Genomic DNA, 14,675 nt, shown 5'->3' on the forward strand with positions numbered 1-14,675 from the left:
GGTCGTTATGCAACCGGAGAATGAAGCGAAATTGCTACGTGTGTTTATTGGCGAAGGCGACCGGCATCACCACTCGTCGCTCCATGAGGTGATTGTGCTCAAGGCCCAGGAGGCAGGGCTGGCGGGCGCCACGGTATTGCGGGGCCTGATGTCGTATGGCACCTCCGGAAAACTCCGATCCACCCGCATCCTGGATTTGTCGGCGGATCTCCCGGTGGTGGTCGAAATCGTGGATCAGGCCGGGCGCATCACCGCCTTTCTACCGCTGCTGAATCGCCTGCTCGACGAGGCTGGCTGCGGCGGACTGGTGACGCTGGAGACCGTCCAGATTCAATGGCGTTCAAAATGAGCGAATTTCCACCCCTTCCCCTGCTTGCCAAGCCCCGCCGTTTCCGGCTCGGGCTCACCTCCTATGTCTATCCCGCCGACCTGATCACGAATGTCCGGCAACTGGCGCCTTATGCGGACGACATTGAGATTGTTTTCTTCGAGTCGAAGGAGTCCTCCAATTTTCCGGATCCGGCGGAGGTGGAGGAGTTGCGCCAACTGGCTGAACAGCACCAGCTGAGTTATACCATCCATTTCCCGATTGATAAGGCCTTGGGCAGTGCCAACCGCGAGGAACGGGAGCAGTTCCTGAGTACCGCCCTGCGGATTATTGAACTCTGCCGCCCGCTGAAGCCCTACGGGTGGATCCTGCACCTGGAGGGGATCGAGGCCACCGCCTCGCAAGCCCGGATCAACACCTGGCGCCATGACCTGGCGCCGCTGTTGCGGATCCTGGCAGGCATCGTGGATGACCCCACCCGCCTCTGTGTAGAGAATCTGGGTTACCCCTTCGCCTGGTGCGAGCCCCTGCTGCTTGACCACCCCTTCAGCATCTGCCTCGACCTGGGGCATCTGCTCCAGATGGGTTATGACTGGCGCCAGCACGTCTCCCAGTGGCTGCCCCGCACCCGGATCGTCCACCTGTATGGCTCGAACACCACCTCCCGGCATTACTCGCTGGAGATGACCCCCAAGCCGCTGGTGCAGGAATTTTTGACGTCCCTTAAGTCATACACCGGGGTCCTGACCCTGGAGACCTTTGGGTTTGAGGATACCGCCCCCTCCCTCACCCGGTTGCAAGAATGCCTGGGCAACTCATAATCGTAATCGCAATCTTAATCTTAATCGTAATCTGTTTTTCAGGTAATCATGCAGGGGCTATTAATTTGACCCTCCGGCACTGGTTTCGACGGAGCGAAACCCTCCATTAATGATTGAAATCATGAAAATATCATGTGTTTTCCCAATGGAGGGATGCGCTCCGTCGCATCCGCAGCGACAAAACAAGCCCAAACAAAAGCCCCTGCATTATCGCCAGAGATTAAGATTACGATTAAGATTACGATAAAGGCTGAAATATTGGAGAATGAAATGAACATTACACTGATACTCGGGGGAGCCCGGAGCGGGAAGAGCACTCATGCCCAGAAACTGGCCGAACAGGGGTGGCAGCATCCGCTGTATCTGGCGACCGCAGAAACGCTCGACCAGGAAATGATGGAGCGGGTGAAGTTGCACCGCCAGCAGCGGGGGCCGAAGTGGGGCTGTGTGGAGGAACCCCTGGACCTGGCCCGGGTGATCCAGTCCCACACACCGAAACGCGACGGCATATTGATCGACTGCGCCACCTTATGGCTGACCAATGTGCTGCTGAAGGAGGGCGAGCCCGCCGTGCAGGCGCGAAAGCAGGAGCTGATTAAGGCGCTCACCGCCAGTCCCTGCGATGTGATCATCGTCAGCAATGAGGTCGGAATGGGCATCGTGCCGGACTCGGCGCTCGGCCGCACCTTCCGGGACTTGCAGGGCTGGCTGAACCAGGACCTGGCGGCTGTTGCCGACACCGTGCTCTTCGTGATCGCCGGCATCCCGATGAAGATCAAGTGAGCCGTGGTCAGTAGGCAGTGAGCAGTAGGCAGTTGGCAGAAAGGCCCGTGGCTACTGCCCACTGCCTACTGCTCACTGCCTACTGCGGAAGTGGTGGAGCATTTTTAAAAACAGGATGGCATCTTTGATGGGATGGATCTTGCTCTGCTCGGAGCCGTAGATCGTGGCAATGGGGACGGATCCGATCTTGACGCCCCGCCGGCTTAACTCCATGAGGATTTCCGATTCGGCGGCAAACCGCCGGGATTGGGCGGATAGTTCCGGCACCACGGCCAGGACATAGAGCCGGTACCCACATTGGGTGTCGGGCACCCGCTGCCCCATCTCGCGGCTCAACAGCCAGCTCATGAAGCGGTTGGTCAGGCGCCGCACCCAGGGCATGCTCCGGGTATCCGACATCCGGGTCCCAATGAGAACGGGCGTCCCCGACTTCCTGAATTCCTGAATAAACGCCGGGAGATCCGATGGGGCATGCTGGCCGTCCCCATCCAGGGTGATGGCGAACTCAAAGCCCCGCTCCCGTGCGCTGCGGAAGCCGGTTTCGAGCGCCGCCCCCTTCCCGCAATTGGTCTCATGCCGGATCACGATGGCCCCGGCCCGCTCCGCCTGGCCGGCGGTTTCGTCGGGTGACCCGTCATCCACCACGAGCACATCAGGAACAAAGGCGCGGACGCCCTCCACCACGGCCCCGATGCGGCCGGCTTCCCGGTAGGCGGGGATAATCACACACCCTCTGGGGTCCGGCCTGGATGTTGTTAGTGGATTCATCTAGAACAAAAATTACTAAACTTTATCTAAAACCGCAATGAGACACATCGGGGAGCCCATGGCAGCAATCTAAATATCCAGCAGAATCAAGATAATCAGACAGAATTCACGAAATGTTTATAATGGTGGTGGGTGCCTCCCTTTGTTGTGCCGCCCTCTGTGGGGCGGATGTCCCCATCCGCCTTGTTGCCAGTTGGACCCTCAGACAGGCGGATGGGGACATCCGCCCCACAACTCAGATTAGATGAGTCTTCCCTGTCGTGGGGCCCAGGGGCAGCAACCTTACTTTCCGGAGGCGCCGTAGCTGAGGCCGCCCCAGACGGGCTGGAACATGAACCACTGGTGGGGATAGGCGCCAATCGCGTCTTCCAGCGCGGCACTGATCTGCTCCTGAAGGGCCTCCTGGGACATGCCCGGCAAGGGGATGATCGGCGGATACATCTTCATCAGAAACGTATCATCCTCGTTGCGCAACACGAACCCCGGCAGGATCACGGCGCCGGTCTTGGCGGCCAGCCAGGAGGCGCCCCGCGGCATATAGGCCGGAGCGCCGCACAGCAGGGTGGTCTCATGATGCTCCGAGTAATCCCGGTCGGCCAGCAGGGCTATAAATTCCTTGCGTCGCAAGGCGCCCACCAACCGCTTGACCGAGGAGCCCAACGGCACCACCACCATGCCCCGTTTGCGCCGGTGCTTCTGAAAGAAATCATTCAATTTGGCCGAGGGCTGTTTCAACGCCACCACATTGATGGGGTACCCCATTCCCGCCAGTACCGCCCCGCCAATCTCCCAGTTCCCCAGATGGGCCGTCACCGCGATGACTCCCTTGCCCATCTGCCAAGCCTGCTCAATGTACTCCGGATGCTCAATGGTCACCAACCGCTTGATATCCGCTTCGCTCAGCCGCTGAAACCGGAAAAAATCAACCAGATATTTTCCAAAAAACTGGAACGTGGTGCGGGTGGTCAACTTGAGCTCCCGCTCCGTGGGGTGCTGTCCCCGGAAGGCCATCACCTGCCGCAGATTGGCGGTGACCGCCGCGCGGCCCCGCCGCTCGAAAAAGAAGTACCCATCAGAAATCCGCAGACTGAGCCAATAGGCAAAATGCAAGGGGATGGTGCGGCATAAAAACCCGGCGACCCAATAGGCGGCATATTCAACCACAGGGGCCTCCCGCCTTTTCCCCGCCATGAAATTGATGTTCGGCCCTATAGGAGGAACGGACCATCGGGGCGGACGCCACGTTACGGAACCCGAGGGCCTGACCGTGCCGGGCATAGTCCTCAAATTGCGCGGGCGTCACATAGCGCGTGACCGGAGCATGCGCCGTCGAGGGCGCCAGATACTGCCCGATCGTCAGCAAGGCCACCCCGGCCCGCCTCAAATCGCCCATCGCCTCATAGACCTCCTCGTCCGTCTCGCCCAGTCCGACCATCAGGCCGGATTTCACATCCGTGCGCCCCCCCCGCTGCGCCGCATAGGCCAGTACCGCCAGGGAGCACTCATAGCTGGCTGCGGGACGGATCGTCTTCTGCAATGAGCGGACCGTCTCCAGATTATGGTTGAAGACATCGGGTCCGGCCTCCAACACCACGTCGATATCCCGTTCCACGCCTTTGAAATCCGGCGTCAACACCTCCACGGTGGCCTCCGGCAACTGGCTCCGGATGGCCTGGATGGTGGCGGCAAAATGATGGGCGCCGCCATCGACGAGATCATCGCGGGTGACACTCGTGACCACGACGTGCCTGAGTTTGAGCCGGGCCACCGCCTCGGCCAGGCGGCGGGGTTCATCCGGATCGACCGCCGGGGGCTGGCCTGACTGGACGGCACAGAAGCGGCAGTCGCGGGTGCAGGTATCCCCGAGGATCATGAAGGTGGCGACGCCGCGACTGAAACACTCGTGCTGATTGGGACACCGCGCGCCCTGGCAGACCGTATGCAGGTCACTGGCCTTGAGCAGCTGGTTCACCGCGTCCTGAGTACCGTGTCCTGAATACCGGATCCGGATCCAGGGCGGGAGGCGCGGGCCCTGATTGTGTTTTTCAGCGCCAGTCATATAGGCCCTTCCTGTTGGACCGGAAAAGAATTAGGAGAACTCGCTCTCAACCGCGTCCAGGATCAGGTGCAACAGCACCTGGTGCGCTTCCTGGATACGCTCAGTGGCCTTGCCCTTGACAATGATTTCAAGGTCGCATCTTCCCGCCAGCGGGCCACCGTCTTTGCCCAGGAGCCCGATCACTTTCATGCCTTTGGCCTGGGCCGCCTCGAGGGCCAACCGGAGATTCACCGCCGCCCCACTGGTGCTGAAGAGCACCAGGATGTCGCCGGACTGACCGAGTCCTTCAATCTGCCGGCTGAAAAGCTGATCGTAGCCAAAGTCGTTGGCGATGCAGGTGAGGGCCGTGCCATCGGCCATCAGGGCCAGCCCCGGCAGGGAGCGTCGATTGCCACGGAAACGGCCCAGCAGTTCCTCGGCCATATGCATGGCCTCCGCGGCACTGCCGCCATTCCCCGCCGTCAGCACCTTGTTCCCGTTTTTAAGCGAGGCCACCACCAGCCGGCAGATGGCGTCCAGCGTCTGGACCTGATCCACCAGTGTGCCCACCGTCCGTGCGCTCTCTTCAATCCCGCTCAATAGTCTGGCTATTTCCGACATCGCTGTCCTCCCCGGATTAGAATCGCAAGTTGGCCTTCATCAGCCGCTCAGACAACTCGGCAATCACGCGGTCATCATCGGCTTTGTCCTTCGATTCAAAGGTGGCCGAGAACCGCAGGAAGGGGCCCACATCATCCCAGGGCACCGTGGAGATGGAGCATTCACGGATCAGATATTGCGAGGCATCTTCCGCCGTGAGGAACGTCTGGACGCCCGCCCCCTTGGGGGCCGGAACGTACAGGTAGAACGTCCCGCCGGGCATTTTCGCCTTGAAGCCCACCGCCTTGAGCACCTTGACGATTTTCTTCAAGCGGCGCTCATAATGTTTCTTGATCTTATCGGCCAGCTTCCGGTCGGCAATCCCAGCGCACGCCGCCAGTTGAATGGCCTTGAATTGACCCGAGTCCACATTGTCCTTCACTTCCGCATAGGCCTGCACGATACGCGCGGCCCCAGCCACAAAGCCAAGGCGCCAGCCGGTCATGTTGTAGCTCTTGCTCATGGAGTGGAGTTCGATGGCCACGTCCTTCCCGCCCGGCCGGCTCAGGATCGATAACGGCTGGCCGTACACGAGCGTCGCATAGGCCGCATCCTGCACAATGAGGATGTTGTGCTTCTGGGCAAAGGCGATCAACTGGTCGAAGAGCTCCTCGGTGGGCGCCGCGCCCGTCGGGTTGTTCGGATAATTGACATAGAACAGCTTGGTACGGGCCAGGACGGCCGGATCAATACTGTCGAGATCGGGGTAAAACTGGTTTTCCTTTTTCAAAGGGACCTTCACGACTTCGCCGCCGAGGTAACGGGTGTGGGTCGCCAGCACCGGATAGCCGGGCACCGTGACCAGGGCCACATCGCCGGGATTGATGAAGCAGAGGGGCAACATTGCCAGAGCCGGCTTTGAGCCGATGCTGTGGCAGATATCGGTGTCGGGGTTCAAATCGGTGACCCCGAAGAACGTGCTCATGTACTCCGCGGCCGCCAGCTTGAACTCGCGGATGCCATTATCGGCATAGCCCCGGTTGGCAGGATTATCCACGGCGACCTTGAGTGCCTTGCGAATCGGGGCCGGCGCCATCTGATCCGGCTCCCCCACCCCGAAATCGAGCAGTTCCACGGTAGGCCGGGCCGCACGGGCCGCCGCCTTGGCTCGCTTGATCTTTTCGAATTTGTAAATCTCGTTGGTGGTTCCAAACGCACTGCCACCAATCCGGTCCGCAAACATCTTCTGAACGTCCATAAGCCATCTCCTCTGTTTTAAAAACGGATTCCAAGATACCTGTCTCAGGGAAGGGAATCAAGGGAGATTCGATTTGATCCAACGAGAGGGTGGCGTTCGACGTCCTCGGCGAACGATCCCGCGTGCTTCGTCATCCATCAGCCGCCGGGGACGGCGGCTGCCACCTTATTCTTTACGCACGGCTTGATCTTACTTGTATTTTATTCTTTGTGCCTCCGTGTCTCCGTGGTAAATCTTCACCTCCCTTTTATCAGGACGTTACCATGCTTAAGACGGCTTTTCTCTATGACCCGGTTTTCCTCAAGCATCACCCTGGCTGGGCGCATCCGGACAAGCGCCAACGGCTGACCGCCATTCTGGATCAGTTGAAGAAAACCGGGCTGTGGGACCAGCTGCGGCACCTCCCCCCGCAGCCCGCGCCCATCGCCGCCCTCACCGCCGTTCATACCGCAGACTATGTGGAGCACCTCCGGCTCGCCAGTAGCGGGGGGGGGCTTTTCAAACCTGACGACGTGACCATCGGGTCCCCTGGAACCTATGACGCCGCCGTGATGGCGGCCGGGGCGGTGCTCACCGCCCTGGATGCGGTGATGCAACAGCAGGCCCGGAATGCCTTCTGCGCCGTACGGCCCCCGGGGCATCACGCCCTGCCGGACCGCGCCATGGGCTTCTGCTTTTTCAACAACGTCGCCATCGGCGCCCGCTATCTTCAACACCGGTACGGCCTGAAAAAGATCGCCATCATCGACTGGGATATCCACCACGGAAACGGCACCCAGCACATTTTTTATAGCGATCCATCCGTATTCTATTTCAGCCTTCACCAGGCCTCACTCTACCCCCCGGGAAGTGGCCAGGCCGCCGAGACAGGAGCAGGCCCGGGAACAGGATATACCCGTAACGTCCCCATGCCCCCTGGCGCGACTGACGCGGATTACCAACAGGCGCTGGCACAGGAGCTGATCCCCGCGATGGCGACCTTTCAGCCGGAATTCATTCTCATTTCGGCCGGATTTGACGGACACCGTGACGACCCGCTGGCCTGCGCCTCCCTCACGGAGAACGGGTTCGCCGGCTTCACGCGCCTGGTCATGACTCTGGCCCGGACCCATTGCGGGAATCGCCTGGTTTCAGTGCTGGAAGGCGGCTACAGCCTGACAGGGCTTGCGGCCTCGGTTGAAACGCATATCAGGGGGCTGGCAGGGCCGGGGCCGCAATAATCGTCCCGCCCCCGACGGCCTGATAGTCCACATGATCCACCGGCGCCGGGGTCCCCCACCAGTTTCCCGCGGCAGAGGCCATGCCTAACCCGTCAAACATCATCTGGAAGGCGCCGTTGCCATAGAAGGCGTTCAGGCCATAATCGGTGGCCTGGCCAAAATCGTAAACGCTATCCCATGGGGCCAACGTCTGCAGATGCACCCCGTTGGCCCCGTTACGGGAGAGGTCATTGCCGCGGGCCACCACGAAGGAATCAAGCCCGGAGTCAAGATCCAGGAATACGCCGTCCGTGCTATTCCCGGTGAGCCGGCTATTCACCAGAGAAACCTGAACCGAACCACCGGCCGCCAGCACTGCATGAAGCCCGTCCGAATGATTATTTGCAGCCTCAAGCGTATCAAACGCGACCTGAACTGAACGGTAGCCATACACATCCAGGAAGACGCCATTCCCGCCATTGGCATTGGCCGCAAGGGAAGCCCCTTCCACCCGGGCTTCCTGTGTAAAGGCCTGAAGGGCCAGACCGTCGCCGCCGTTCCCGGAATAATTCCCCGAAACGTACAGGTGGAACACATCACAGTCGATGGCCGAAATGCGGGCCCCATCCCCGCTATTACCGGAAACGGTGTTCTGGTCCAACGTCAGCTCCACGAGAGGCACGGTTGCCAGGTCGATATTGATCCCCGTCCCTGCGACCCCCGAGATCCGGTTATCGCGAATGGTCGCGGCAACGACCGGGATATGGACCGCCTGCAATTGAATGCCAGCCACCGCAGATCCATTTCCCTGGATGATATTATGGCTGATCGTGACGCCGGATACATCCTCTCCAAAAATCACCGGACTGGCGAGGGGGGTGCCAGCCGGCTGCACGAGCTCAAATCCAGTGACCCGGGTCTCATTGGCAAGCGTGATGACCGGCCCCTTTCCGCCCCCATTCACAACCGGGAAGACGGTCCCCTGAAAGACGCCATGAGGGCCCTGCAGCGGGGCCCCGCTGCCCCAGAGTGTGAGCCCTTTGCGCAACACGACATTCTCATCGTACGGCCGGGCGGCCTCACTCACATATACCAGGGCGCCAATGGCATTCTGCACGCCGGCATTAATCTGCCGATAGGGATTCTCCCAGGTTCCCGCTTCCAGCCCGGTCCGGTTATCGGCATCCACGAACGTGACGTCGGAGGCCAATATATCCGTCATGTCTTTACGCTCGTGCGAGACTAATGTTTTCTCAATAATCCGGCGGTCCCCGACGACTTCCGTGGGAGCCGAGACCTCGGTCCGGATATGCAAGTCACGCATGACCATCTCCGTTAATCGGGAGGCGAAAGGACTATGCAGGCCTCCCGGCCTGAATCCGGCCAGTGCGCCGGCAAAGGGATTCCGGCCCCGACTTAAGCGCGCCAGATCAAACGGGACGGCCGCCCGGACCCCCACCGAGCCCTGCGCGCCGGATTCGACCGCATCCTCCACCCAGCCGGCATCCAGATACAGTGCGGGTAGCGGCCGGATTTCAACACGCGCCTTCAGCCCTGAAACCCCCGAGCCATACGCCGCAGAATACTGATAAAAGCCCACGAACGCCTTGATGTCGGCGTAGTGCCTCAAAACCGGAAGAGGCAGAAGCGAGCCCAGTTCAGCATCAAAGCCATCCCTGGCCTGCTCCGTGGTCCGGTAATGCTGGAGGGTATTGATCGTGTAGGAGTCCGTCATCTCATAGCCATACTGACTGATGACATGACCTTGGGCGGATGGCGCATACCAGTACTCGGCATGCTCCTGCAGGGTGCCCGGGGTCACCACATAGTCATCCGCGCTTTTTTCGCCCTGTTCCGGGAAATAAAAATTCGCCCGGGCATCCACCCACTGACTGAGCCACTCCAGCCCGAAGCCCGCCTGATTAAAGGTGTTGTCGAGCGAGGACTCACGCCGGTCATAGTAAAGATTCGCGCCGACAATGATGTTTCTATCAGGAAAGAGATGCCGCCCCCCCAGCCCGATACTGAATTCACGGGACTGCTCGTCATTCCAGGTGCCACGCGGATTGATAAAGAGAAGCTCCGTGGGCCGCTGATAGACCGGAACCAGCATATCCCCGAAGGAGTCAACCTGCTGGCCGCTCCATTGAACCCCCACACTCAACTGAGCGGGCGGGAGGGACGGCTCCGGGGAAGGCAGGGACGCGAGGGGATCACCGGGTTCCGCACCCCCGGCAACTAGGACGAGGGCGGCCAGAAAGGTCCCTCCCGCCAGTCGCAGTCCCCTTGCCGCCTGTGAGCAACGCATGAATCGTCCTCCTTACGACAAACGGTTCCGGTAATCCTCATAGCCAAAACGACGGATCACCTCGATCGACTCGCGATCCGGGTGATAGATAGCGATGGAGGGCAGGCCGACCCCGTTAAACGTATTATTTTTAACCATCGTATAATGGGCCATATCGGTAAAGATCAGTTTATCCCCGACCGCCAGCGGAGCGGGGAAAGAATAATCCCCCACCACATCCCCCGCAAGACACGTCATACCGCCCAGGCGGTACGTATACGGATGCTCCCCGGGACGGCCGGCCCCCACAATTCCCGGGCGATAAGGCATCTCCAGGACATCCGGCATGTGGGCGGCGGCAGAGGTGTCAAGAATGGCCACATCCATGGCATTGTGCACGATATCCAGAACGGAGGTGACCAGCACCCCTGTGTTCAAGGCGATGGCTTCGCCCGGTTCCAGATAGACCTCCAGATGGGGGTGACGTGCGCGAAACCCCTGAATGACCTGGCAGAGCAGATCAACCTCATAATCCGCCCGCGTAATGTGATGCCCCCCCCCGAAATTAACCCAGCTCAACCCGCCGAAATAGCGACCGAACTTTTCCTCGACCACCGGCAGGGTTCGCGCCAGGGCATCCGCGTTCAATTCACACAACGTATGAAAATGAAGCCCTGACACACCGGACAGATCCTGCCCTTCGAACTGATCACAGGTGATCCCCAGCCGGGATCCCGGCGCACAAGGATCATAGAGCGGTACCTTGACCTCGGAATGTTGCGGATTCACCCGCAGGCCGCAGCGGACGGGCTTGCGGGAGCGGGCGACCTGCTCCTTATAGAGGTGCCATTGGGCAAAGGAATTAAAGACCAGGTGATGCGCGTAGTTCAGGATCTCTTCAAATTCATCCGGCCGGAAGGCCGGGGCATACACATGCACTTCGCGCTTGAACTCCTCGAATCCGAGCCGGGCCTCATTCAAGGAACTGGCGGCCGTTCCCTGCAGCACCCTGGCGATTTGGGGAAAGGTGCTGAACATGGAAAAGCCTTTCAGGGCGAGCAGGATTTTGCAGCCGGTCCGCCGCTGAACCTCATCCAGGCGCGCCAAATTGGCCGCCAATTTCGACTCATCCACCACATAGCACGGGGTTACCAGTTTACTTATATCCATGAATCCGCTCCTGACACCCTTACTCCACCGGTTCCAGCAATTCCATACCGACTTCGACCGCAATCGCGCGGCCGATGATATCCACATTCAAAACCACTTTGGTCCGGCCTTTCACCACCTGCACGACCCCCTCCACGCCCTCAAAGGGTCCGCTCTTGATCAGCACCCGCCGGCCCGCCTGGAATGCCGCAGAGGCATCAAGGGTGGGATCGATCGCCAAGGCCTGGCGGATCTGCATTAATTCCTTGGAAAACTGGGCCTGATGATCCACCGGAAGAATCCGGACCACCAGATTACTTTTCAGCACTGTCAGCTTATCCTCATCCGGGAAACGGAGGAACACATAGCCGGGAAAAACCGGCTTATACACGGTCACCTTCCGCCGCTGATAGGTCTTGGTTTCTTCGCGGAGCGGGAGTTCACACTCCACCCCATGAACCTCGCAATACCCCGCCATCTTCTTCTCACAACGCGGCTTGACATACAATACATGCCAGAGCGATTCGCCCGGAGCCTCCCGACCCTCACCCGTCTGTGCATCCATCATGAACTCCCTTCCAAAAAAAAGACGCCGACATTGCTATCGGCGTCTTCTGATGTGAGGACGGGCTCCGGAGAGACCTCGCCTCGCAATGAAACAAAGGGATCAGGATTCCTTTTTGGTTTCCCCTGTAACCGGCTCATCATTGCCCGCCGCAGCCGCTTTGGCCTTGCGTCCTTTTTTCACCATTGCCAGATCAACCCACTCCAGGATCGCCATCTCGGAGCTATCGCTCCCCCGACGACCGACCTTGGTGATGCGGGTATAGCCGCCCAAACGGTCCTTGTACTGGGGCGCAATCGTATCAAAAAGCTTAATCATCGGCTTCCGGTGGCGGAGAAACGCCAGGGCTTTCCGCTTGGCTTGCAACATTTTCTCCGGCTTGCCCGACGCGATGGCCCGCTTCGCCACCGTCACCATCTTCTCTGCCAACGCACGGGTTAACCTGGCCTTGGGCAAGGTTGTCTTGATCCGCTGTTCTTCAATAAGACTGCCGACCATTGACATCATCAGCGCCTTACGCGCTTCTGCAGGCCGACCCAATTTCACCATTTTCTTTTTGTGACGCATTGCTGACTCCCGACATCCCTACGCCGTGCCAGGGCGTTAGCCCATGACCCCGGTCGTTAACTTTCAACCCTCGCCGCGAATTCCAGACAGGATTATTCGCTGTCTTTATTGGTCTCAAGCCCTCTCATGGCCTTGACCAGATCGTCGTCGAATTTCATCCCAAGGCTCAGCCCGAGATCCGTTAATTTCGCCTTGATTTCATTCAAGGACTTCTTGCCGAAATTCCGGTATTTCAGCATTTCCGCCTCGGACTTCTGAGCCAGATGCCCGACCGTCGTGATATTGGCGTTGTTCAGACAATTCGCCGCCCGCACGCTCAGCTCGATTTCATTGACGCTCATATTGAGGGTCTTGAGCATCTGATCGCGCTCAAGATCGACCTTGGCTTCAACATCCTCGAACTCGACCACATTCTTATCATAGTCGACGAACACATCCAGATGGTGGCGCAACACTGCCGCCGACACCGTCAAGGCATCATCGGGAGAGATCCGGCCATCCGACGTCACTTCGATGACGAGTTTGTCATAATCCGTGCGCTGCCCGACGCGGGTGTTTTCAATTGAAAAATTCACGCGCTTGACCGGGGAGAAAATCGAATCAATCGGAATCCGTCCAATATCCTGATTTTCCTTCTTGTTCAGCTCGGCCGGGCAGAAGCCACGACCGACCCGGATCTCCAGGGTCATATCCAACACGCCATCCGCCGCCAAGGTCGCTATGTGCTGATTAGGGTTCAGCACCTCGATGGTTCCATCGGTCTGAATGTCGCTGGCCTTGACTTCACGCGGGCCCTTGACCTTCAGATGCAACAGACGCGACTCGCGGGACTGCGCCTTGAGCAGCACCTTCTTAAGGTTCAAGATGATATCCGTCACGTCTTCCACCACCCCCGGAAGGGCGCAGAACTCATGAGGGGCACCCTCGATACGCACAGATGAAATGGCTGCTCCCTCCAGGGAGGACAGCAATACCCGGCGCAAGGAGTTGCCGATGGTGCGTCCGTAGCCTACTTCCAGCGGTTCAGCAACAAACCGCGCAAACGTCGGCGTGGCTGTGGCTTCATCCTTTACTAACCGCTTGGGCATTTCGAATTTGCTCAGTCTGATTGGCATGATACGATCCTTCCCCGGAAACGGCTTCCCCGTTTCCCGGCACGAATATCTTTACTTAGAGTACAACTCAACGATCAACTGTTCATTGACCAACGGCGCGATTTCCTCACGTGTGGGAATGCGGAGCACTTCCCCCTTGAGCGCAACCTTGTCCACGGTCAACCAGGAAGAGGCTTCATGCCCTTTCGCGTCTACAACCCGCTTCACGGCTTCCTGACTCTGTTTGCGACCCTTGACTTCGATCTTGTCGCCCACTTTCAGCGTCATGGAAGGCACATCGGCGCGCCGTCCGTTGACCGTTAAATGTCCATGCAACACAAGCTGCCGTGCGGCACGACGGGAGGCCCCGAATCCGAGACGGAAGGCCAGATTGTCGAGCCGCATTTCCAGCAACTGCAACAACATTTCACCCGTGACACCACGCTTGCTGGCGGCCCGTTCGAAGAACAGTTTGAACTGCCCTTCCTGCAAGCCATAGGAACGACGCAAGCGTTGTTTTTCACGCAACTGCACACAATAGTCCGTCTTCTTGGAAGGACGCGCACCGTGCATGCCCGGAGCCGGACGCCCGGTTTCAATAGGACACTTTGCCATGCGGCAACGATCCCCCTTCAAAAACAGCTTCATACCTTCACGGCGACAAAGCCTGCATGCTGGTCCAGTATATCTACCCATTCGAATTCTCCTGTTCTCTACAAAATCTGCCTTTAGACGCGGCGACGTTTGCGAGGCCGGCAACCGTTATGCGGCATAGGCGTCACATCTTTGATCATGGTGAGGTTCAATCCGGCAGACTGCAATGCGCGAATCGCTGATTCACGACCTGCCCCCGGCCCCTGAACACGTACTTCTACTTCCTGCATGCCGCGGGCGACCGCCTGTCGCGCCACTTCCTGCGCCACCACACTGGCGGCAAAGGCGGTGCTCTTACGGGATCCCTTGAATCCCGCACGACCTGATGTGCTCCACGCAATCACGCCACCTTTACTATCCGAAACCGAAATAATCGTATTGTTGAATGTGGCCCGGATATGGACGATCCCAAACGGAACCACACGCCCTGTACGGACGCGCTGCTGCCGAACCGGACGAGCTGCCCCTTCGGGGCCTCCCGCCAAAGCGTCCGGACCCGGAGCTGCCGCAGCCTCCGGCTTGGCGCCATTCTTTTCTTCAACTTTTTCTTTAACGTCTGCCATT

At 59.2% G+C, this 14,675-nt stretch carries 16 protein-coding genes; 4 read left to right on the plus strand and 12 right to left on the minus strand.

The annotated features are described in order from the left end of the window. Nucleotides 1-7: 7 nt before the first annotated feature. From WCS52_06310 to cobU, 3 genes are all read left to right on the plus strand, one after another. Nucleotides 8-349 carry a DUF190 domain-containing protein gene (locus WCS52_06310; protein MEI6166789.1) on the plus strand — a complete coding sequence of 114 codons (342 nt, stop codon included), beginning with the start codon at nucleotides 8-10 and terminating at the stop codon, nucleotides 347-349. Beyond that, nucleotides 346-1,149, plus strand: coding sequence for a cobamide remodeling phosphodiesterase CbiR (gene cbiR / locus WCS52_06315; GenBank protein MEI6166790.1), 804 nt, complete (start codon nucleotides 346-348; stop codon nucleotides 1,147-1,149). The genes WCS52_06310 and cbiR overlap by 4 nt, the downstream gene beginning before the upstream one ends. 270 nt (nucleotides 1,150-1,419) lie before the next feature. Further along, on the plus strand, nucleotides 1,420-1,932 hold the full coding sequence (gene cobU, locus WCS52_06320) for a bifunctional adenosylcobinamide kinase/adenosylcobinamide-phosphate guanylyltransferase (GenBank protein MEI6166791.1): 513 nt from the start codon (nucleotides 1,420-1,422) through the stop codon (nucleotides 1,930-1,932). 72 nt (nucleotides 1,933-2,004) lie between these two features. Here cobU and WCS52_06325 read toward each other — a convergent pair whose 3' ends face one another. The 5 genes from WCS52_06325 to WCS52_06345 all read right to left on the minus strand — a co-directional run bounded on the left by WCS52_06325 (nucleotide 2,005) and on the right by WCS52_06345 (nucleotide 6,596). Next, nucleotides 2,005-2,700, minus strand: coding sequence for a glycosyltransferase family 2 protein (locus WCS52_06325; protein ID MEI6166792.1), 696 nt, complete (start codon nucleotides 2,698-2,700; stop codon nucleotides 2,005-2,007). Nucleotides 2,701-2,982: 282 nt separating this feature from the next. Beyond that, on the minus strand, nucleotides 2,983-3,864 hold the full coding sequence (locus WCS52_06330; protein MEI6166793.1) for a lysophospholipid acyltransferase family protein: 882 nt from the start codon (nucleotides 3,862-3,864) through the stop codon (nucleotides 2,983-2,985). Continuing rightward, entirely contained in the window at nucleotides 3,857-4,759 is a 903-nt protein-coding gene (gene lipA / locus WCS52_06335) for a lipoyl synthase (protein ID MEI6166794.1), read from the minus strand. Before lipA ends, WCS52_06330 begins: the two co-directional genes overlap by 8 nt. Before the next feature lie 30 nt (nucleotides 4,760-4,789). After that, a complete protein-coding gene (locus WCS52_06340; protein MEI6166795.1) occupies nucleotides 4,790-5,359 on the minus strand; it encodes an SIS domain-containing protein in 570 nt (189 codons plus the stop codon). Nucleotides 5,360-5,375: 16 nt separating this feature from the next. Then, complete coding sequence (locus WCS52_06345) at nucleotides 5,376-6,596, minus strand: LL-diaminopimelate aminotransferase (GenBank protein ID MEI6166796.1); 1,221 nt, start codon at nucleotides 6,594-6,596, stop codon at nucleotides 5,376-5,378. A gap of 263 nt (nucleotides 6,597-6,859) precedes the next feature. Between WCS52_06345 and WCS52_06350 the strand changes: the two genes are divergently transcribed. Continuing rightward, nucleotides 6,860-7,816: a histone deacetylase gene (locus tag WCS52_06350; protein ID MEI6166797.1), complete on the plus strand. Its 957-nt coding sequence runs from the start codon at nucleotides 6,860-6,862 to the stop codon at nucleotides 7,814-7,816. Here the strand turns inward: WCS52_06350 and WCS52_06355 are convergent. The 7 genes from WCS52_06355 to rpsK form a co-directional block, all read right to left on the minus strand. Continuing rightward, nucleotides 7,785-10,103: an inverse autotransporter beta domain-containing protein gene (locus tag WCS52_06355; GenBank protein MEI6166798.1), complete on the minus strand. Its 2,319-nt coding sequence runs from the start codon at nucleotides 10,101-10,103 to the stop codon at nucleotides 7,785-7,787. The two genes, WCS52_06350 and WCS52_06355, sit on opposite strands and share 32 nt — an antisense overlap. 12 nt (nucleotides 10,104-10,115) lie before the next feature. Next, entirely contained in the window at nucleotides 10,116-11,252 is a 1,137-nt protein-coding gene (nspC, locus tag WCS52_06360; GenBank protein MEI6166799.1) for a carboxynorspermidine decarboxylase, read from the minus strand. Between the two features lie 19 nt (nucleotides 11,253-11,271). Then, nucleotides 11,272-11,799, minus strand: coding sequence for a transcription termination/antitermination NusG family protein (locus WCS52_06365; GenBank protein ID MEI6166800.1), 528 nt, complete (start codon nucleotides 11,797-11,799; stop codon nucleotides 11,272-11,274). Between the two features lie 99 nt (nucleotides 11,800-11,898). Then, nucleotides 11,899-12,363, minus strand: a complete 465-nt coding sequence (gene rplQ / locus WCS52_06370) for a 50S ribosomal protein L17 (GenBank protein ID MEI6166801.1) — start codon at nucleotides 12,361-12,363, stop codon at nucleotides 11,899-11,901. 92 nt (nucleotides 12,364-12,455) lie between these two features. Further along, a complete protein-coding gene (locus tag WCS52_06375; GenBank protein MEI6166802.1) occupies nucleotides 12,456-13,478 on the minus strand; it encodes a DNA-directed RNA polymerase subunit alpha in 1,023 nt (340 codons plus the stop codon). Between the two features lie 51 nt (nucleotides 13,479-13,529). Then, nucleotides 13,530-14,153, minus strand: coding sequence for a 30S ribosomal protein S4 (gene rpsD / locus WCS52_06380; GenBank protein MEI6166803.1), 624 nt, complete (start codon nucleotides 14,151-14,153; stop codon nucleotides 13,530-13,532). A 32-nt stretch (nucleotides 14,154-14,185) separates the two neighbouring features. Continuing rightward, nucleotides 14,186-14,674 carry a 30S ribosomal protein S11 gene (gene rpsK, locus WCS52_06385; protein MEI6166804.1) on the minus strand — a complete coding sequence of 163 codons (489 nt, stop codon included), beginning with the start codon at nucleotides 14,672-14,674 and terminating at the stop codon, nucleotides 14,186-14,188. Between the last annotated feature and the right edge of the window lies 1 nt (nucleotide 14,675).

The organism is bacterium (genome assembly GCA_037128595.1).
Taxonomy (GTDB): Bacteria; Verrucomicrobiota; Kiritimatiellia; order CAIKKV01; family CAITUY01; genus JAABPW01.